Annotated in this window: 20 protein-coding genes; 1 reads left to right on the forward strand and 19 read right to left on the reverse strand. The window is 40.8% G+C overall.

What is annotated here, in order from left to right; genetic code table 11:
• Positions 1 to 9: 9 nt before the first annotated feature.
• From E7274_RS03545 to E7274_RS03600, 12 genes are all read right to left on the reverse strand, one after another.
• Positions 10 to 3027 (reverse strand): glycoside hydrolase family 2 TIM barrel-domain containing protein, encoded by a 3018-nt coding sequence (locus E7274_RS03545; protein ID WP_304173771.1) that lies wholly within the window; start codon positions 3025 to 3027, stop codon positions 10 to 12.
• Between the two features lies 1 nt (position 3028).
• A complete protein-coding gene (locus tag E7274_RS03550; RefSeq protein WP_304173840.1) occupies positions 3029 to 3841 on the reverse strand; it encodes a carbohydrate ABC transporter permease in 813 nt (270 codons plus the stop codon).
• Positions 3842 to 3857: 16 nt separating this feature from the next.
• Positions 3858 to 4760: a carbohydrate ABC transporter permease gene (locus E7274_RS03555; RefSeq protein ID WP_304173772.1), complete on the reverse strand. Its 903-nt coding sequence runs from the start codon at positions 4758 to 4760 to the stop codon at positions 3858 to 3860.
• Between the two features lie 72 nt (positions 4761 to 4832).
• Positions 4833 to 6203, reverse strand: a complete 1371-nt coding sequence (locus E7274_RS03560) for an ABC transporter substrate-binding protein (RefSeq protein ID WP_304173774.1) — start codon at positions 6201 to 6203, stop codon at positions 4833 to 4835.
• 235 nt (positions 6204 to 6438) lie between these two features.
• Positions 6439 to 7374: an AraC family transcriptional regulator gene (locus tag E7274_RS03565; RefSeq protein WP_090395230.1), complete on the reverse strand. Its 936-nt coding sequence runs from the start codon at positions 7372 to 7374 to the stop codon at positions 6439 to 6441.
• An 8-nt stretch (positions 7375 to 7382) separates the two neighbouring features.
• Positions 7383 to 8753: a sensor domain-containing diguanylate cyclase gene (locus tag E7274_RS03570; protein ID WP_304173776.1), complete on the reverse strand. Its 1371-nt coding sequence runs from the start codon at positions 8751 to 8753 to the stop codon at positions 7383 to 7385.
• 24 nt (positions 8754 to 8777) lie between these two features.
• Complete coding sequence (locus tag E7274_RS03575; RefSeq protein WP_330598808.1) at positions 8778 to 9602, reverse strand: LarC family nickel insertion protein; 825 nt, start codon at positions 9600 to 9602, stop codon at positions 8778 to 8780.
• A 42-nt stretch (positions 9603 to 9644) separates the two neighbouring features.
• Positions 9645 to 10556 carry a DMT family transporter gene (locus tag E7274_RS03580; protein ID WP_304173778.1) on the reverse strand — a complete coding sequence of 304 codons (912 nt, stop codon included), beginning with the start codon at positions 10554 to 10556 and terminating at the stop codon, positions 9645 to 9647.
• 146 nt (positions 10557 to 10702) lie between these two features.
• The gene (locus E7274_RS03585; protein ID WP_304173780.1) at positions 10703 to 10879 is read right to left on the reverse strand and encodes a hypothetical protein; all 177 of its coding nucleotides are present in this window, start codon (positions 10877 to 10879) and stop codon (positions 10703 to 10705) included.
• Positions 10880 to 10945: 66 nt separating this feature from the next.
• Positions 10946 to 11359: a hypothetical protein gene (locus E7274_RS03590; protein ID WP_304173782.1), complete on the reverse strand. Its 414-nt coding sequence runs from the start codon at positions 11357 to 11359 to the stop codon at positions 10946 to 10948.
• Positions 11360 to 11363: 4 nt separating this feature from the next.
• Positions 11364 to 11915: a zinc ribbon domain-containing protein gene (locus E7274_RS03595; protein ID WP_304173784.1), complete on the reverse strand. Its 552-nt coding sequence runs from the start codon at positions 11913 to 11915 to the stop codon at positions 11364 to 11366.
• Positions 11916 to 12020: 105 nt separating this feature from the next.
• Entirely contained in the window at positions 12021 to 14480 is a 2460-nt protein-coding gene (locus E7274_RS03600; protein ID WP_304173786.1) for an adenosine deaminase, read from the reverse strand.
• Between the two features lie 164 nt (positions 14481 to 14644).
• On the opposite strand from E7274_RS03600, the gene E7274_RS03605 reads away from it, so the two are divergent.
• Positions 14645 to 15802 carry a putative glycoside hydrolase gene (locus tag E7274_RS03605; protein WP_304173788.1) on the forward strand — a complete coding sequence of 386 codons (1158 nt, stop codon included), beginning with the start codon at positions 14645 to 14647 and terminating at the stop codon, positions 15800 to 15802.
• A gap of 11 nt (positions 15803 to 15813) precedes the next feature.
• Here E7274_RS03605 and E7274_RS03610 read toward each other — a convergent pair whose 3' ends face one another.
• From E7274_RS03610 to E7274_RS03640, 7 genes are all read right to left on the reverse strand, one after another.
• The gene (locus tag E7274_RS03610) at positions 15814 to 16410 is read right to left on the reverse strand and encodes an NUDIX hydrolase (RefSeq protein ID WP_304173790.1); all 597 of its coding nucleotides are present in this window, start codon (positions 16408 to 16410) and stop codon (positions 15814 to 15816) included.
• A 14-nt stretch (positions 16411 to 16424) separates the two neighbouring features.
• On the reverse strand, positions 16425 to 17354 hold the full coding sequence (locus E7274_RS03615) for a hypothetical protein (RefSeq protein ID WP_304173792.1): 930 nt from the start codon (positions 17352 to 17354) through the stop codon (positions 16425 to 16427).
• 98 nt (positions 17355 to 17452) lie between these two features.
• Entirely contained in the window at positions 17453 to 18343 is an 891-nt protein-coding gene (locus E7274_RS03620) for a DMT family transporter (RefSeq protein ID WP_304173795.1), read from the reverse strand.
• A 3-nt stretch (positions 18344 to 18346) separates the two neighbouring features.
• Positions 18347 to 18997, reverse strand: a complete 651-nt coding sequence (gene sfsA, locus E7274_RS03625) for a DNA/RNA nuclease SfsA (RefSeq protein WP_304173797.1) — start codon at positions 18995 to 18997, stop codon at positions 18347 to 18349.
• A 14-nt stretch (positions 18998 to 19011) separates the two neighbouring features.
• A complete protein-coding gene (locus tag E7274_RS03630) occupies positions 19012 to 19281 on the reverse strand; it encodes a DUF1294 domain-containing protein (protein WP_304173799.1) in 270 nt (89 codons plus the stop codon).
• A gap of 24 nt (positions 19282 to 19305) precedes the next feature.
• The gene (locus tag E7274_RS03635; protein WP_304173801.1) at positions 19306 to 19854 is read right to left on the reverse strand and encodes a prolyl-tRNA synthetase associated domain-containing protein; all 549 of its coding nucleotides are present in this window, start codon (positions 19852 to 19854) and stop codon (positions 19306 to 19308) included.
• A gap of 43 nt (positions 19855 to 19897) precedes the next feature.
• Positions 19898 to 21016 carry a hypothetical protein gene (locus E7274_RS03640; protein WP_304173803.1) on the reverse strand — a complete coding sequence of 373 codons (1119 nt, stop codon included), beginning with the start codon at positions 21014 to 21016 and terminating at the stop codon, positions 19898 to 19900.
• Between the last annotated feature and the right edge of the window lie 7 nt (positions 21017 to 21023).

Genomic DNA, 21023 nt, shown 5'->3' on the forward strand with positions numbered 1-21023 from the left:
AATTATACCTTATATACCCCTGAAACTAAAGCAAATCTCCATGTCTTTGCTATTATCTAGCATGAATTCTGGATGTGTTTTTGCACCCCAGGTATCGTCTCCAGCAACACCCATTTGCTTGCCTATTCTCACGTGTGTGAAATGAACTGGTGGAAGCTCTGTTGGATGCATTGCTTCGTCGATTTCATGTACTGTGTAAGGAAGGGCCGAGAATCCATTGTTCTTTGTAAGGAAGAGGACTCCGTCTCCTCGATTGTCGGTAAGCTTTGCATACCTTGTATCCTGATGATTTCCGCATTCCTGTGGCACTAAGTATTTAGCCATGTTATCAGCTACCTTATTTCTAAATACTCCTAGCTTGCCATGGTCACGGTCGTTGTATGTTTCCTCTGGACCTTTGCCGTACCATTCCAGGTTTTCAAGCTGGCTATCAAGTGCAAATATCATTGAAAGCTCTGGAAGCTCGCCTATTTCCGCTGATGCAGGAAGTCTTAAACTACACTCAACAAGTCCATCTGCATATACTACATACTCTACCTGACAGGTTCCTGCAGGCTTTGTAGCCATGTGATAGGTATAAGTTACCTTTACTCGCTCATCTGTGGCATCTACCTGTGGGAACTCGTTGATTCCCTGATCCATAACTGATGTTGAGATGTATTTGCTTGCTAATTTCCACTGAGCCGCTCTAAATGGCAACTGGTTTGCCAAATCATTTTCTGTCATAGGGCGCCAGAAGTTTGGCAATACGATTCGCTTTAACAGCTCTTTTCCGTGATATTTGTATGAGCTAAGGCCCTTCTGTCCTACGAATAGCACCTCGAAATCATCGCCTTTTACGCCCAGGTTGTGGAAGCCCTGAGTAACCTTAAGCTGCTGCTTTGGTCCTCTTTCGAAGGTGAATCGCCCAACTGTAGTCTGGCCGTAAGCTACTTCATGGCCTGCCTTTGCCCACATTGTATCTTCTGCAAGAACAAATGAAAGTGTCACTACATACTCATCATCCCTTGGCAAATCAAGCTCTAGCGCATATTCCGTAGTCTCAAGCGGAGGACAATCAATCACTAACTCCTCTTCTGCTATCAAATCACCAATCTTTTCTACTGTAAGAATGGCTGTGTATTCATTTGTGTTAGTAAACAGATTTCTGTTTTCAATGATGGCCTTGCCCTCATCAAAGGTTATCTTGATATTTGAATAATCGAATTTAACCTCCTGCATCTTTGGGCTAGGCTCTCTGTCCTTGCTGTAGCAGATGCCATCTCCTGAGAAGCTACCGTCGTTTGGTCTGTCGTCGAAATCTCCGCCGTAGCCTTCGAATTCAACGCCATTTACATCTTTCTTTGTGATGGCCTGGTCGATGTAATCCCAGATAAATCCGCCCTGGAACAGTGGCTCCTCATAAGCGTACTCTGTATACTTGCTCATGGCGCCACAGCTGTTTCCCATGGCATGCATGTACTCGCAGTTGATGTAAGGCTTCTCTCTGTGCTCTGAAAGCCACTTTTTAATATCTTTTACGTAGACATACATTGTAGATTCAACATCTGATAAATCTACTCTTCTATCGTTGAAAACACCCTCGTAATGTACAAGACGTGTATTGTCCCATTCATGGAACTTGTCTTGCATCTTTCTAAGGTTGGTTCCGCCGTAGCTTTCATTTCCAAGTGACCAAATCAGGACACAAGGATGATTCTTATCACGCTCAAACATGTTGTGGGCGCGGTCGATAACGTTATCTGTGTATTCTGGTCTATCTCCTGGAACAGCGTAGCTATCATCCCTCATTTTCAGGATTTGGATAGGTGTCTGCCATGTTCCGTGAGTCTCTAAATTCGTTTCATCAATAACGTACAATCCAAAGATATCGCACAATCTGTAGAAGAATGTCTGGTTTGGATAATGGCTTGTACGGATTGCATTTATATTGTTTTGCTTAATTGTAATGATGTCCTTGAGGATGTCCTCCTCTGAAAGGGCACGTCCTGTTGACGATGAAAATTCGTGGCGGTTAACACCCTTGAATACGATGCGCTTGCCGTTGATGTGCATCATATGGTCCTTCATCTCGAATTTTCTAAAGCCAACTTTTTCCTTTACTACCTCTGAAAGTCTGCCTGTTGGGCCGAATACATTCAGCTGTAAATCAAAAAGATATGGATGTTCTGCACTCCACAGCTTTGGCTCCCTCACATGAATTTCCATATGATTCTTGCCATTTTTTACTGCCATTTTGTTTAGCACATCTGCATCATCATCAGAAAGAGTCATCTGAACAAGTCCCTCTCCAACAACATCCATATCGATTACAAGAGTAGCATCTTTATAATCGTCATCTAGAAGGGTTTGGATACGAATGTCGCGAATGTGTGTCTCCGGAACTGTATACAGATAAACCTCTCTGAAAATGCCTGAAAATCTGAAGAAATCCTGATCCTCGCACCAGCTTCCAGCTGTCCATTTGAACACCTGCACTGCCAGCTTGTTCTCACCCTCTCTGATGAAAGGTGTTAAATCGAACTCGCTAGGAGTAAAGGAATCTTCGCTATAACCAACATACTGACCGTTAAGCCAGAGGGCGAATCCACTTTCTACACCCTGAAAAGAGATGTAGACTGGACCATTTTTCATGAATTCTGGAACTGTAAAATACTTGACGTAATTTCCAACTGGATTCTCCTCCGTTGGTATTTCGCCAGGCTCTACGGCCTCGTGACCATCCCATGGATACTGAGTGTTCACGTACATGATTTTGTCGTAGCCTTCTAATTGGATGTGGGCTGGTACTTTGATATCGTCCCATCCCTTGCAATCTCTGCCGTCCTCATAGAAGTTCTTGTCGCAACACTCATAATTCTTGGCAAATTCGAATTTCCAAGTGCCATTTAAAGAGTACTTGAAATTAGATTTTTCACCGTATGCATATGCTTCGCTGTCGTAATACTCGTGGTCTGAGTGAGCATCTAATCTATTTTGTTGAAAAACTCTTGGGTCTTTTACAATTTCATAATTGAATTCATTCATTTTATTTTACCGATCCTGTAATTCCTTCTGCAAACTGCTTCTGAAGTACGAAGAATACGAACATTGTAGGCACTGAGCAGAATAATACGCCAAGCATTGTCATACCGTAATCTACGGTGTAACCACTTGAAATGTTTGCTATGAACATTGGCATTGTCTGAGCACGGTTATCGCTCATTACTACCTTTGGCCATAAATATGCATTCCAAGCATTCATGAATGTGATAACAGCAGCTGCTGCATAGATTGATTTCTGAATTGGAACATACATCTTGAAGAAAATCTTCCATTCAGGAAGTCCGTCGATTCTGGCTGCTTCCATGATGTCAGGTGGGAAATTACGAGAATTCTGTCTGAACATCATAATCATAAATGGTGTTGAAATACCAGGAAGAATGAAAGCCCATACTGAGTTTAAAAGCTTTGCTCCTGATACCAACTGATACAAAGGAACCATTGTTGCCACAGCTGGAACCATCATTGCAAGAAGAAGCACACCAAAAAGTCTATCTTTTCCCTTGTCGTGATATAGCTCAAATCCATATCCAGCTATTGAACATACAAAAAGTGTAAATATAGTCTGTACAATTGAGTAAAAGAATGAATTTCCCATACTGCTCCAAAGTGTACCTTGAACTGCGTTCTTAAGATTGTTGAAGTTTACTAAAAGCTGACTTCCAAATGCAATGGAACCTCTTGCAACTTCAAGTGATGAGTTTGTTGCTGCTGCAATCATCCAATAAAGTGGGAACACTGAAATGAATGAGCAGATAATTAAAAATATGTATGTAGGAATAAGCCTACGCTGTATCATTGATCTGTTTCTCTTCTTAGTCACGTGTATCACCTACTTTCAAATTGATGAATGCCAAGATAGCAACCATAATAAATACTATGAATGACATGGCTGATGTGTAACCGAAGTTTCCAACACCTTGGCCAAATGCCTGGTTGTATATGTAGTGTGACATTGTAATTGTTGAGTTTGCAGGTCCACCACTTGTCAAGTTAACTGACTCGTCGAAGAGCTGTAATGTACCGTTGATTGACATGATGGCTGTCATAACAATTGTTGGCTTTAAGAGTGGCACTGTGATGTACCAGAATGTCTTCCATCCGTTGGCACCATCGATTTTTGCTGCTTCGTATACTGAATACTCAATGTTCTGAAGTCCAGCAAGGTAGAATACCATGTTGTAACCTGTCCATCTCCAGATAAGGGCGATAATGATTACGGCTCTGGCTGTGCTTGCTGTTCCAAGGAAATTGATGTTTTCATGTGTAAGTCCGATTGTCTGAAGGATCGAATTGATAAGACCCTGTGTAGCAAACATTGACTTGAAAATTAATGAGTAAGAAACAAGAGATGTTGCACATGGTAAAAAGATACATGTTCTGAATAATCCCTTGAATTTGAGGTCCTTGTTGTTAAGTAACTGCGCTAAAAGAATAGCGAAAATTAACATTACAGGAACCTCGATTATTAAATAAAGGAACGTGTTTTTCATTGATGTCTTGAAAATCGTATCCTGTAACATTCGAGAGTAGTTGTAGTTTAATGGGTCGGCAAAAGCTATATTTACGCCTTTACCTGTTTTAAATGATGTGATGAAAGCTTTTACGATTGGATAAAAGCTCATGATAAATATAAGTATTGTTGCTGGTGTAAGGAACAACCATCCGGCTGCCAATTGCTTATTCGCAAGTGTCAATCCTCTTCTTTTCTTCTCCACGATGTCTTCCCTTTCTTTTTAAAAAAGGGAAGTGGGCTAGCCACTTCCCATGAAATACTTTACTAATTAGGATTAAAGTCCCATTTCAAATCTAAGGTTAGACTCTGCTTCCTCAAGAGCCTGATCTGTTGTGTAACCGTTCTGAAGAACGTTGATAAGTGCTGTTGCAAGAGCTGTACGGCAAGCGTAGTGATAATCTGACTGCTCTACTGTTGGTACGTTCTGTGTGTAAGCTACGATGTCAGCGTAGATAGCCTGATCGTTGAAGTAAGCAACACCCTGCTGGTAAACATCTGACTCTGCAGCTGCTGCACATGTTCCGATAACACCACCGTTTGTAAGTGCCTCATCATATGTTGTAGACTGTCCGTCCTCTGCTGAACGTCCACCAAATGTGTAAGCTAAGAAGTCCTTAGCAAGGTCTGTCTTTGAGCAGTTAGCTGTGATGTAAAGTGAAGAACCACCGTTTGAAGCGTATCCTTCCTTACCTGTAAGTGTTGGAGCTGATGTAATCTCCCACTTACCAGCGTTGTCTGCAACCTGCTCGATTGTAGGAATGATCCAGTTACCATTGAATACACCTGCAACCATGTCGCCCTGGATAGCCTGATCTGTATAATCTGACCAGTCATTTGCAAGGTAAAGTACGTTGTCCTGAGCAAGTGTTACGAGAGTTTCGAATACCTGTACAAGTGCCTCGTTCTCTGTGATGTATGGCTCACCGTTCTTGAACTGTGAAACGCCTTCTTCCTGAAGCATCATGTAGAATAAGTCGTTTCCATCGCCATCCATGCAAAGTAAATACTTGCCTGTTGCTGCGTATACATCTTTACCAATCTTGTCGAACTCATCCCAAGTAATACCTGTTACATCATCAATTGTGTAACCAGCCTGCTCAAGAAGGTCTGTTCTGTAAGCAAAGATTGCTGTTCCTGCATCTACAGGGAATCCGTAATGCTTGCCATCGATTGTAGAGTATGAAAGCTTCTCAGCTCCAAGTCCTGACCAATCGCAATCTGCATCGTCAACATCCTGCCATGCATCTGGATAATTTGTAACGTACTGCTGGATGTAGTGATCCTGGAAAAGTACGATATCTGGTAATGTGCTGTAGTCGCCAGCCTCTGCTGCAAGTGTTACAGCATTCTCAACGTCTGAAGACTGTGACTGTGTGATAATTTCAAGATGGAAATCAGGATTTACTTCCTGGTAATCCTTCTCAGCTGCCTGAAGTGCTGGGATGTTGAAGTTTTCGTCCCAAGCGTAAACTGTAAGTGTGTTCTCGTCATCTGACTGAACATCGGCTGCATCGGCTGCAGCTGCGCCATCCTCTGTTGTTGCAGCATCGCCTGTTGCTGCTGTGTCTGAGCTTGAGCTGCCGCATGCTACCATAGAAGCTGCCATTGCACCAACAAGCATGAGTGAAAGTAATCTTCTCTTCATTCTCTTCTTCTCCTTCATTTGTATAAATTGTTCAGGGGTTATTGTGCATCATGCACAACTTATTACCCAATACCTACCCCTCATATGGTCATAATACTAGTTATATATGGTTATTGTCTGACAAATTTGCTCTAAAAAAGTGCAAATTCGACTATCAAAGATTGTTAAATAATTGTTTTTCTACGAAAATATGTTTAGAACGTGAAAAAAGGATGGTGATTTAGCATTAGCTAAATTACCATCCTTTCTTTGCACTTATTTGATAATTCTTCTTTGTTATTCCTAAATGATTCTCTTCTTTTTTCCACTGGTATGGAGTCTTGCCAGTGAGCTTTTTGAAATTGCGGTTGAAGGTAGATGGAGTCTGATATCCAACTCTAAATCCAACTTCTTCCATGGCGTAATCCTTGTTCTGGATTATCTCGCATGCCTTGTCTATTCGAACCATATTCAAATAATCTAAAGGCTTCATGCTCATGGTCTCTTCGAATATTCGTCTAAAATGGCTTTCAGAAAGACCACATTCATCGGCCACATCAGCCATCTTTATTTCCTCTGCATAGTGTTCTGCAAAGTAATTTATACTCTTTTCGATGTAGCTATTTAAGCGTTTCTCCTCGATTGTAAGGGAAGAACTCATATCCTCGTTGATACGAAGCAGCTCCACTATAAATGCTCTCAGATAGCCCTTTACAGATTCCTTATAGTAAGGCTTTTGCTCACGGTATTCCTCAATGATGTTTCTAACAATGGTATTCAATGTCTTATTCTGATTCCACTGAATTACATAGCCCTGATTGTTAAGGCGCTTTATTACTTCCTCAGGAAGCATGCGCTTGAACTGCATTTCCTTTTTTATGAAGCTGTTAATATCGATGTACAGGTACTCCCATTTACAGATTCCATTGTTGATACTTTTGGTCTCGTGTGGAATATTCTCTGGGATGATGGTGATTATACCGCCTTTGTAATTAACATTGGCCTCCTCGATTGTAAGCTGGCCATTGCCCCAGTAGCAGTAACCAATCTCCATGTAGTTGTGGAAATGAAGCAGATTTTCCTGCTCCGCTCCGTAGCTACGAACCCAACTATCTCCCAAAAGAGCCATTACATAATGACCTTCTGGAATCTCATAATATCTGTATTCAATCTGCTTTTTCTGTTTTGCCATAATATATCCTAGCGTCTTCGGTCGTTATTTAAAGAATAGAACTCTGCCTTATCATTGTACATCAGCTTGTCGGCAGTGTTAATCATCTCTTCCATATTTACTGCATTTTCTTGCCATGTTGCTCCTATGGCCATTGATACTTTTTTACATTTCTTACGAAGCTTTGCTACCAGCTCTTCGAAATAATCCTTCTCCACCTGAGGTACGATAGCAACAAACTCGTCCCCACCAATTCGATAGCTGTATTTCTTTTTAAAGACTGATTCTACAATGGCTCCTGCTTCCTTTATGTACTCATCACCTGCATCGTGGCCCTGCTCATCATTGATTGCCTTAAGGCCATTAATATCAGCAAAGCACACACCAACAGATATCTTCATACCCTCTATCATGTTTAGAGTTGCCGTAAATGCATTCCTGTTTCTAAGGTTTGTCATGGCATCATGTGAACTCATATATTGCATTTCCTGACCAAGGATGTAGTTTCTAAGCTCCTCGGAAATGAATATTGAAACCGTTTCAAATACTTCTGCCACATTTATTTCCAGGTTCAAAGAGAAATTGTCGGCAACAAGATAGCCGATTGTCTCACCCTTGTCCTGTATAGCCGTGATAATGTAACGGGAAATTGTTCCCTGAAGCACATCCTCGTATACTTCTTTATTTTTCTTAATGATTTCTTTCGTATCTTCAACAATTACAACTCTATTCTCCAGCAACTGCCTATCCCACATTGTGAAGAAATCGAATCGCTCAAAGTCTTTTCTGTTTGGCAAGCCTGTGCCGCTTTTTCTATCTGTCCACTCGTAGATATCTCCCAGGTCACCGCCCTTCGACTCTACAATATAGACTCTGTCTGCCTTTATTTTTGTTCCAAGAGCTTTAAGTGTAGCCTTGATACCTCTTTTAAAATCGCTTGTGGAAAGAACCTTGGCGCAATCCAAGATTAGATTATTAGAATTAGATACAATTTCCTGGTTTTCCTCCTTGCGCTTTTCAGCTGTAACATCATGAATGATGAAGGCGCAAAAGCCTTTTTTATAAACTGGAACTGCCCAGAATTCGAACCATTTATTGAACTGTGTATTGAAAGTACGGTTGATGACAGATTGGCGCATGACTGCAGCCTGATAGCTGAGCCTTATCCAATCCTCATCCCTATTTGATACAGTTGTATAGTATGTTGCACCCATTAATTCCGCTGTTGGTTTTCCAACTAAAGATGCATATTTTTCGTTTACGAAAATGAACTGCATGTCATGTACAGTGCCAAAAGGATCTGTCATAACCCTGAAAACACAGCAGGCATCAGGCAAATCCTTTAGCATATACAAAACTTCACTAGCTGAGTAATCCTTAAATTCTTCAATCTTCTCCATGTAAGTAACCCCTTTTCTCCCCCATTATTTGATAATCATTGCTCGTAAAAAACCTGCTAAACCGTAGTCTCGTTTACCGCTACCCATGCCAACTTTTTCAATTACGAATTCCTTTGGCAATGTATCGCTTGTTCTAAGTGCCGCAACTGTTGCAGCCCCTGTTGGAGTGACTAACTCTCCATTGATATCTAGAATTTCTAATCCAATTTTGTATTCAGAAACAATATTGGTTACTGCTGGCACCGGCACTGGCAAAATGCCATGCTGACATCTGACTGTTCCCTGGCCTTCGTATAGCTTTGGAACGATCACCTCTGTGATATCTAGATTGTCCATGCAAACGGCGATGGAAATGATATCGACGATAGAATCAATTGCTCCCACTTCGTGGAAATGAACCTGCTCTACTGGAACACCGTGGGCCTTTGATTCTGCCTCTGCCAACACATTAAAAATTCTTTTGGCAATCTCTCTTGCTCTATCTGTAAGGGCTGCAGAATCGATAATCTGATTTATCTCCTTCATGCCCCTGTGTTCATGGTGATGCTGGTGCTCGTGATCGTGGTGTTCATGGTCGTGGTCATGATGATGTTCCTCATGGAGATGTCCATAAAGATAATCCATATCGTGATCGTGTCCATCATGCTCATCATCCAGGATTACATCAAAATCCATGCAATCCAAGCCTGCACGCTTCACTCTGCTGTAAGCAATCTTGAAGCCCTCGGCCTTTATTGTGCTTAGGACCTCGGATAAGTATTGCTTATCGGCCCCCAAGTCTAAAAGCGCACCTACAGTCATATCGCCACTGATGCCTGAGTTACATTCCAAATATAATGTACGCCCCATTTTGTCTCCTTTATTATCTTGATTATATCGCATTTACGATTTTTAGTCTCCCTCAATTGTCGCTAAAATTAGAATACCTGCGATAACAAGGAACAAGAATAGATACTGCTTTCTTGTAAGCTTTTCCTTAAGGAAGATTCTTGAAAGTGTAAGTGATACTACGCATACTGCTGAAATGATTGGCGCAGCGATTGCACCGTTTCCACTCATGGCATATACGTATGTAAACTGACCTGCTGTCTCACAAACACCTGCAAGCACTTTGTCTCTCTGCTTTGGGAGCTCGAACTTTACTCCGCGGCTCCACATGAAAAGTAAAAGAATGATTGCACCAATAAAGAATGTAAGCTCATAAGATGTGTTTGCCACCTCTTCGATTGTTGCCTCGTTTACGTTTACAAGTGGGCTTGTTTCCATTTCCAAATAATAGATATCAAGGAATGTTCCAAGTGCATCAAGTGTTGCATAACAGAATGGCATCGCAAATGCGATAATTGCCATCTTCTTTCCAAGCTTTTTCTTTCTGTCTGTGTCGCCATTGTTTTCAAGGAAGCCAAGTCCAAGGATACCGATAACGATGATGACGATAGCGATGATTGAGCCTGTTGCAATTGTCTCACCAAGGATGATTACGCACATAAGTGATACGATGGCACCTGATGTGTTCTCGATTGGATCTGAGATTGATTCCTCAATGAATCGCATTCCAAAGAACGAAAATGCCATTGAAAGAATGTAACAAAGGGATACTGGCAGATAGCGGACAAGATTGATTGGATCATATCCGATGTCCTGAGTAAGCAATGTAAAGATTGCATGCATACCCATGATTACACCAACGGAAACGCATATCTTGAGATGAGAGAACTTCTCATCTGGGTTAGCTCCCTTCTTATAGAATAGCTCCGCAAGACCCCAGATAAAGGTTGTTGCGAGGGTAAAAAATAACCACATAATTTTTCCTCATTTCTTTATTTAATTTACGGGTTTATTATATATTTTTTAATAAGTAGCACGCAATCATTTTTGCAAATTTCACTGAGTTTTCACGGTTTATACTAAAAACCCCTGACTGAAATCATTCAATCAGGGGTTAAACACTATTTATTATTTTCATCTACTTCGATATTGATGCTCAAATCAATATCGCTTTTTTCAAGCTTGCCTCTATTTATTTTGCGCTGAGCCTCGTGAAGCATTTCTTTAAGCTTTTCCAAATCCTCGTACGCATCGTCCGAACTATAAGGCTTGCTCTCGTCTTCCCAATTGTAATCCATACTGCATCCCACCTTTACTGTGGGGTCAGTATAGCAAATTAGTTTGTTTAAATGATGAAATTTATATTACATATTCTTGTCAACTAAACCATCAACAAATGGAATAGCAATTGTGCCCTGGTTAAGAGCCTTGAAGATAAGACCAATGAAGATAATATCTTCACAGATACCAAGAACACGGCATACAAGGTTGAAGATATCTGAAACAAAGTTTCCGTAGATATCTGCACCAAATACATTGATGAGAGATACAACCCAATCAGCAGCATCTGGAATGATTCCAACTAATGCAATAAGGAAATCAAAGAATACCATTGTTGCAGCTGCCTTAACTACAGCCTTCTTTAACCATGTGTTTTCTTCCATAAGAAGAACATATCCTACTACAAGAGCTGTTGCTACATATCCGCCAAAACCAACTGCTGCAATTGCAAATGCTCCAAATAAACCTACTGGTATACCTAATTTTGTCTTTTCCATAACTTTAATTCTCCTCTACTTTTGTTCCACAATTTGTGCAGAATAATGCACCATCTTCAAGTGTTGCGCCGCATGATGGGCACTTCTTTTCTACTGGAGCTTCTACTGCTGGAGCCTCCTCTACAGGTGTTTCAACAGGAGCTGCCTCTGATGCTGATACTACCTCTGCTTCTGCTGGTGGTACATCGATAGGTGCATCCTGCTTTGGTACTGGTGTACCGCATGAGCTACAGAAAGCTGAATCCTTAGGAACCTCAGCTCCGCAGTTAGGGCACTTTACAACGCCCTTTATGTTTGTAATCTGCTGTCTGTAGTCTTGAATCTTTCCAAGTGATTCATTGATTGCTGCAAAATGATCCTTGAAGCAATCTTCAAAGTCTTCAAGATGCATTTCAAAATAGAGCTTACCAATCTGCTGATATGCATTGTTGATTCTGCGCTCCTCATCTGAAATATTTGAGTTTAGCTTTGCTACATCTGCAAAATCTTTTGTCTTAGCAATAGCTCCTTGACTAGCATCGGAAATCTTTTTTCCAAAATCATCAAAAAAACCCATTTTTTCCTCCTTAACAAATATTCTTCCTTTTTGTTATTATGTCGCTAAAATTCGCTCCTTTAAATATAGCTCATTTGCTTTTTTTAGTAAATAAATTTGAGCTATTTATTTGCTCTTAAATTTAGTTTTTAATGAGTCAAGCATATCTACCAACGGATTGTCCCCATCGAAGGAATATACATAGCCGTGAAGGGATTTTGCCTTCTGCATAAGAGTCTTTGAATGGTTCCAAATCAGGATAGCTGAGGGGCCTTTTCCATTCTTTGCTTCCTGAATAAGATTAGCTGCTGCACTGTTTCCATCGAAGGCTACTACCACTGATGGGCGGCGCTCGAAAATCTCATAGTTAAAACTTTTGTATATACCCATGCCTTCAGACTCAATCGATACTCGCACCTTCACATTGGCGTCTTTGATTTTTTCTGCCTCTTTTTTTGTGATGAGTGATGGCACAAATGAGTAGATTCTGAAGCCCTTATCATTGTGGTCTAAAAGATATTTTTCATAACCAGAAAGCTTATGACCTATAACAAAACAAACCTCATCTGGGCTCATGTATTCGAGCATGTCGTCCATTTGCTTTATAGCGTTGGCGCTGATTTTGGTTGTTCTATTTTCAGTGTTAAAGCTTCCTCCCAAGAGAACCACAGGTGTTCTGTCCCATGTGATTTCCTCAATCTGATCCTTCAGCTCTGTATTGGCATCAAGCTTTGGTGCAGATTTGGCCTTTGCCTTTGAAATGGTAACGGCCTGCATCTTTTCAAGGAGAACCTCCTCCATGTCACGGTCGCCTAAAAGCTTGGCGAAGGCTGCCTTCTTTACGGAGTATGCCTTCTGGCTCTCTTCGATTATCTTGCTCTCGGAATCGTGCATTTGCTTAAGCTCTTCGTCTGTAAGACCAAGCATTTTCTCTAAAGAAAGCTGCTCGTCGATAGAATTGGTGCCATATAGGGCAGCACCATCTGTACCCTGTACACAGGAAATTCCCTTTTCAAGGTACTGCTTAAGTGGATGATTCTGAAGTGAGTTCAGGTTATTCAAACGCACGTTACTGGTGATTTGGAACTCAAGAACCACATTGTTTTCCTTTAGCTCTTTTAATGTCTCCTTGCCCTTCTTTGATGCAAGGCTGTATGTATAAAGTCCATGGCCTAATCGCATTCTTGGCATCTGCTGGCCTGGCTCTAATGATTCTTTTACGCAAGCAATTGAATGGGCGATGTTATCCTTTTGACTATCATTTTCTCCTGCATGAACACGGATGACAAAGCTTGGATCGGCCTTTGCAATCTTTACGATTTCTTTGAAGGCAGGCTTGAGAGTAATGATATCGTTTATCTCCTCGCCTACGAAATCGCAGCCTGCCACATATGGATCAAGGGCTGTTGCTTTAAGCACCTCTAAGTTCTGCTCCAGGTAATTGGCTGGAGTGACAGCATCCTTAACGATTGTAAGAGGGATACGACGCATAGCTGCAAGGAAGCGAATCATAACACCTGTCTCCTGGTAAATGCTTGGCATCACGGCATGAACCTGTCTAAGCATTTCGATTGATTCGTACTTTTTAACAAGGGTTGTGTCACTGATTTCTGCATAACAAACGCCCTGCTTTTTGTAGCTTCTAGCAATCCAAAGAAGCTTATCCTGGAAGATTGTGTTGTGGCAATAATCAGGATTTTCCCTATCACGAAGCATCTGCTTAAGGGCGTTTTTAACATCCTCATCTGGAATCATATCCACCTTTGCAAAAGGTATCTGCTCCTCGCTTTCTTTTCCCTTACAGAATACGTAGCGATACAGGTAAACCTTTTCCAGGTTTGTAAATACGGCCTGTCCATCCTTGATAACAGCCAGAGAATTTCTAATCTTTACGATATTCATCTCTGCATTGTCCAGGTTGTTTAGGATTAGGTCTGCAAAATTTATAAATGTATTATCATTGATTCTGCGGTCCAGATACTTGCCCTGTAAATCCGATGATACGAACTGTCGAGCAACCTTTTCACGCTGAGCATTTACCTTTTCCCACTGGGCATCAGTAAGCTCCAGCTCCAGCTTTTTTACATAATAAAGTGGATAGCGAATCTGATGAGCAATTCCCAACGCAATAAGGATATCGCCTGTTAAATTGCCGTTCATGTGGGTGTGCAAATCTGCTCTGAATTTTAAATCCTTGCGGATGAATGTTTTGAATATGGTCTTTCCAGCAGGAAGCTTGAAATCCTTTGTCTGGCTCATGAGAGTCTTTGCAATGGCAGGGATTGTAGCTTTTCTTTCTACAGTGCCATCTGGATAAATGCTGGCAATCTCTGTGTCTGCCAGCTTGAATATATAGCTTTCCTGATTATTTCCATCTATAAAACATGGAATCTCATCTGTGATGATAAGCATTCCATTGTCATCCTGTGAAAGTGGGAGGTTACAGGTCTTTGAAAGATTACGAATAAGGTTGCCTGTACTGTGATTTGGCGTGGTCAGGACATAGTACATCCTGTCTAGATCCTTGTAGAGATTTACAATAATATCCTTCTCATTATCGAGAAAAAAACAAGTTAAATATGTCATAGCCACTCCTATTATCCTAAGATTTTTACTATATTTTGTATCATAGAATCATTCTCATTACAACAAATCTCTTGTTCTAATTCTAACACTATTTTGTCAGAGCGTTTTAAAATTATTTAAATATGTTGTATTATTATACCTAACATACTTTTGGGGAGATTTTTATGAAATATATTAAACGATATTTACCTTTAGTTATTGCATTTGGAATTTCCGCGGCCATTCTTGTCGCCGTGCTGATTATAAGTTCAGTTAGTAAAGCCACCGTTATCAAGGAACATAGTGATGATAATGGATCCGCTCCTATTATTTCACCTAATGAACATTCCTTCTCACATCCTAAGGTCCATGGCATCTATGTGACTGCGCCAACCGCCGGCACTGAAAAAATGGATGAATTAATAGATCTTATCAACTCCACTGATTTGAATTCTGTTGTACTTGATATTAAGGAAGATTCCGGAAACATCTCCTTTTATCTAGATAATCCAGAGACTGACAAAACCGGGGCTTGTATCCCATATATAAAAGACATTAAAGGGCTACTGCAAACTCTTCATGATAACGATATTTACGTTATCGGCCGAATCTCTTGCTTTAAGGACCCAGTTTTAGCTGCGGCGCATCCTGAGCTGGCGTTGTTGGATTCAACTGGTGAGCCAGTGGTTGATTCAATGGGAAATGCATGGGTTAATCCATGCAAGCAGGAAGTATGGGATTATGTGACGAACATTGCTGTAGATTGCGCTCTCCTCGGTTTTGATGAGATTCAACTTGACTATGTTCGTTTTCCAGTAGGCCAGAACTCAGAAGATGCTGTTTATGGCGCTGCCTCTGATGATGAAAGCAGACAAGAATACATCAACAGCTTCCTTTCACAAATCACTTCTGCTGTTCATGAAAAAGCTTTTACTCCTGTCAGCACCAATGTCTTCGGAACAATCATTACAAGTGATGTGGATGCAAAGCACATCGGCCAAAGCTACACTGACTTCGCCTCAACTGTTGATTGCATCAGCCCAATGATTTATCCATCCCATTATGCTGCCGGGGAATTCGGACTTGATGTTCCAGATGCCAATCCTTACGACACCATCTTTGCTGCTTTGTCTGGCTCCGCTGATGTCCTATCTTCTATTCCAGATGAAGATAAGGCTGTGGTTCGCCCATGGCTTCAGGCTTTCACCGCAGATAATGTGGAAGGTCACATAGAATATGACAAAGCCGACATCGACAGCGAGATTCAGGCTGTCTACGATGCCGGCTATGATGAATGGATTTTATGGAATTCAAAAAGTGATTACTCTGTTTTATCGGAGTAATCACTTTTTTATTACTTATTACTTTCTTTATCTGCAAGAAGAAGGGCCAATATATGAGACGCCTGTGGGAATTCCCCTGAGGCAATCATCTCATCAATCTGTGCTCTATTGTAAAGATGTACGTTTAAAACTTCTGTCTCATCAAGGTTCTGTCCGCTCACCTTTCTGCAATTTTTTGCAACATAGATATAGGCGTAATTATCCGCCATAGTGGCATTTGATGGAACAGTAAGAAGAAACTTCCAGTCGTCGCTTTCGTATCCTGTCTCTTCCATCAACTCGCGCTTTGCTGCCACAAGAGCGTCCTCTGTGCTACCTGCATCTTGGCGGTTTCCGTATTCTTTGCCATCTGTGCGCTCAATTCCACCTGCGCAAAACTCTGTGGTCACTCGCTTGATTCCGTGACGGTACTGTCTAACACAGATATAATTGCCTTCTTCATCAGTAGCTACAATTACCACATAATCGCGGCGGCTGTAGCTGTAGTATGGCTCAAATTCTCTTCCGTCTGGAAATCTGTATCTGCTTTTTCTGAAGTCAATCCATTCGTCATTTACTATATGCTCGCAGGATACCTCTTCCCACTGAAGTTTTTCGGTTTCGTTCATTTATCTATCCTTTTCTATCTTTGAATTGTGAACTCGTAGGCTGTGTTGTATGTGGCCACATAAAGTGTGTCACCCTTGATATCAAACTGCTCTGGTGCTGATTTTACCGAAATCTCATCCACCTTGTCGCCTGTATGCTTATCAAGCAAGTAGATGTAGTCTGGCTCGGATGTAAATCCATATCCGCAGATGATTGTATCGCCATCAACGATGAAGTTGCAAAGTCCTGATACTAGCGGCTCGCTTCGCCAAATCACTTCATTTTTCTGAAGGTCAATAGCTACTATGTGGCTTGATAATGGGTTCTCGCTGGAATATCCATTGTGCATGATTGAAACATAAAGGATATTGGCATTTTCATCCATCACTGCATACTGAATATTCTGTACTGCCTGTGAATATCTTCCTGATTCATCTGGGCCATAGCAAAGCTCGTATAAATCCAAATAATAAAGGATATCCCCTGTGCTTTCGGATGAAATTGTAAGGGCAGTGCATGAATAATCATCATCTGGATAAAGCCCCTTGTATGTAAATGTTCCATCTGAGTATGGAAGTCTCTGATACTCAAAACCATTCTTCTGGCACCACACATCGGTATCGAGCCACTCTTGACTCTCCTCTTTTGTCTTTGTAAGGGAAAGATGTGGGTAATCATCTGCGCTTAAACCAGTGTTATTAAACTTATCCCATGAAGGATTCTTGATTGTGATAGCTGCTGGTGATTCTGTAATATTTTCATCGTTATTCTCTAGCCCCTCAGTCTCATCATCTGTAGTTGCTGTATCTGTGGATTCTGTCTGCGAATCCGCCTTTGAATCTGATGATTCCACCGACTCTGTAGCTTGTGTATCCTCATCATCCTCAATTGTAATTTTAATTGTTTTGCAGCCTGTTAAAATAAGGCTTGCGCTTAGCATTAATAACAAAGCTTTCTTTTTCATAATATTATGTCTCCTTTTTTCTGCATTTTCTAGTATGACACTTTCATTTATTTTTTCAATAAAAAAGACAACAGTTTTTGTCTGTTGTCTTATAACCTCTATTCTTTTTTAGAAAACGTAATACTGCACAACATCAGGAATATCAGCGCAAAGCCAAGCGCATCGTACACTGTGAACTTGTTTCCAAGGATTGTAGTTCCGATGATTGCAGCAGTTATTGGCTCTGCGAAGCTATATAGGCTAGCCTTGTTTGGACCGATTCGCTTAACGCCGCTGATGTAGAGAGTGAATGCTCCGATGTTTCCAACTAACACAACAAATGCTATGCCAAGCAGGCCGTAAATATTTGGTGTGTAAGGGATTTGCCATATCCTAAAGACAAGGCATCCAAATGCGCCACCCATCAAAAATGACCATGCCTGAGCGATAACTACAGGTGTGTCGCTGGTGATTCTTGGCGCAAGCACATTGTAAATCATTACACATACCGCACTACCAACTCCAGCAATCAGGGCGCCTTTTGCTACTGAAAGATTTTCGATGTTTCCATGGGTTGTAAGGAAAAATACACCTAGAATTGCCAGTATGATGGCACTTACTTCGCCGAGCTTTGGCAATCTTCTCCCCTTCAGACATGTCACCATCAAAATGAAAATAGGTGCTAGATCCTGCAAAATCGTACCTATGGCTGCGTTTGAAAGCTCTATGGTTAGGAAATATAGAAATTGGCAACAACTAACTCCTAGCAGGCCATATATCAGCATGTTTACCGACTGGCCAGGTGTGGCCCATGGCTTGAAAGTCTCTTTTTTATATTTTGCAAGGCAATAGATAATCAGTATTATTCCAGCCAAGCCTAAGCGAATCGGCACAAGCCACTGACTATCCATCTGCTGCACATCAAATAAATACTGGCCTACAGAACCTGAGAGCCCCCAGCAGGAGGCTCCCAAGATTGTAAGCAATATTCCTTTATAATCACGTTTCATCTGTTAATTAGTAATCTCCAATAAATCTTTTTCTACGTGGCACTGCAAAAACAGCACCTGTACGCCTGCGTCCCGCGCCTCTTGTAAAGCGATACCAAACTCCGGGTGAGTCTCCACATTGGGGCGCACCTCTGTAACACCATCTACCTGAATAACAAAAGCCACCATAGCCTTGTAGCCAAGCTTTGTAGCCTTTGCCAACTCTCTCAAGTGCTTTACACCACGCTCTGTAGGCGCATCAGGAAAAAAGCCTACACCATCTTTAATAAGTGTGCAACCTTTAACTTCAAGAAGATATTCATCCTCACCTTTTTTCATGAAGAAATCGATTCTGGAATCGCCATATTTATGCTCCGGGTCGATATAGTCATAATCCTGCTTTTCCAGCCATTCCTTCACCACCGCATTTGGCGCCTGAGAATCGATGTTGATTATTCCGATAGGTGTCTCAACGGCAACCAAATCATATGGTGTTTTACGCTCTGGATTTGTAGCCTTTTCCAGGTATACCGTCCTGCCAGGAAGCAATAATTCCTTGCAACGGCCAGTATTTTTTACATGGACAGTTACTTCCTGCCCATCAATATCAACCTGAGCTATAAAGCGATTTGGACGTGATATGAACTTTGCTTCTACGATATTTTTATACTTCACTAATGATTTTTCTCCTATATCAAGCCCGTTAAATATGCTGCTATAACCAACTGGATAATCAGAATTGCTGGCATGCCAATTACAAAATACCAGTGTTTTGTCTTGTGATGAAACAGGTACATCCCTGCCCATGTTCCGATGCTTCCGCCTATTAAGCTGACTAAAAATAATGTCTTTTCTGGTATGCGCCAAGCACCTTTGATGGCTTTTGCTTTATCAATTCCCATTACGGCTAAGCCTGCAATATTAGCAATGACCAAATATCCTAGTATCAACTTGTCCATGTCATTTCCTCCATCCTTTGAATTCTAGTCTTCACCAAGCAATGTAACTATTCTTGGCTCATGGCCCACTGCTGGAAGATATACGTCAAAAATATCCTTTGCCGCTATCTTCATGCTTGATGTATTTACGCATGGATGGCAGCCGATAAACTCGCTGTTTTTCACATCTTCATCTACTAAAAGCTGTACCGCATGGTCTTTATCATTCATTAGCCCCATTACACTAACTGAGCCTGGCTCGATGTCCAGATACTTAAGCATATCCTCTGGGTCTGCAAATGAAAGTCTCGCTGAATTTATCTGCTTTGAAAGCTCCTTTGTTTTGAACTTTTTATCTCCTGGAATCATTAGTAAATAAAAGTTTGTCTTCTGTCTATTACATAAAAAGAGGTTCTTACATATCAATGCGCCCAAGGATTTATCTATTTCGGCGCAAACTTCCATTGTGTCTGCGGGTGCATGGTCTATACGCTTGTACTCAATTCCAAGCTCATCTAAATAATCATATACTCTTATTTCTCTGTCTAAACGGCCCGTTGTGTCCGCTGGTCTTCCTGTCTGTAATTCTGTCATGATTTGTTCCTTTTGCTACATTCCTACAAATTCAATTTTTTTCTTACTCACCAAAAATATCGCTGTAAATATCATTATAAGTTTCTTCAGATACTTCATCATCATTATAATAATAGGTACGACTACCGTCTTCATCTTCATTCCAGTATAGATTCATAGAATCCTCTATTTGAAGATTTCCGTTAAACTTATAAAGCTGATACATATTGCGGCCTTCATGCATAGTGTCTTGGTACAAAATCCATGTAGAATTGTTATATGTTATATAACTACAAAATGCCGCTGTTCCTTCGCCATCTGCAAACATAGTAACCTTACCATCTTTGCAATCAAAGCACATGATTCCATATATTGTATCAATTATATATTCTAATTCTCCATCATTATCTACATCATATGGGTCAACCACTTTTTGATAGTCATTCATATCATCCTCAGACCATCCCCAGTCTTTGGTATTAATATATCCTGTGTTCCCATCTATATCAGTGAACTCAGCCTGTATTTCACCATTGCAAAATGCATCAAATAGTTCTTGGGGTGTCATCACTTCAAGCTCTTCTTTGGTATATTTTGATTCAAATGCCTCATTTTCACCGTTTATGTCTTCTGTTACATCTGCTATGGAACCATCTTTTAGCATATACATATAGCTAAAGGGTTCATCATCAAAAGTATTATATCCACTTAGATAAAAGCATTTTTCTCCATCAATGTCTTTAAATTCTTCTTCGACATAATACGTTACATTTGGATCATACCAACCAAATAGCTGTTCCACCTCTAAGCTTTCATTTACAAACCACACTGTGGATGAATACCAACGAGTTTCATCCTCTTCATCCTGATGCCCACACAAAACAAATGCCTCATTTTTGCCATTTTCATCAAAATCCACAAGATAACTTGCAAATTGTTCGCCTTGAATCTCATCGACTGATGAGGCAAATTCATAGACTGCTTCAGTATACTCATTTTCGCCTTCTTCTAGTTTTATAATACCTTCTGTTCCATTCGTTATGTCTTCGGTACTGTCACTTTCTACCGTTGATTTTTCTTTTACATCGTTCTCCAGTAAACCTGAATTTTCTTCTCCGCATCCTTGCAAGGCAAATGCTATGCTTGCACTAATAAGAACATACACTGCTTTTTTCTTTTTCATTTTCAAA

The organism is Pseudobutyrivibrio ruminis (genome assembly GCF_015057245.1).
GTDB classification, from domain to species: Bacteria; Bacillota; Clostridia; order Lachnospirales; family Lachnospiraceae; genus Pseudobutyrivibrio; species Pseudobutyrivibrio ruminis_E.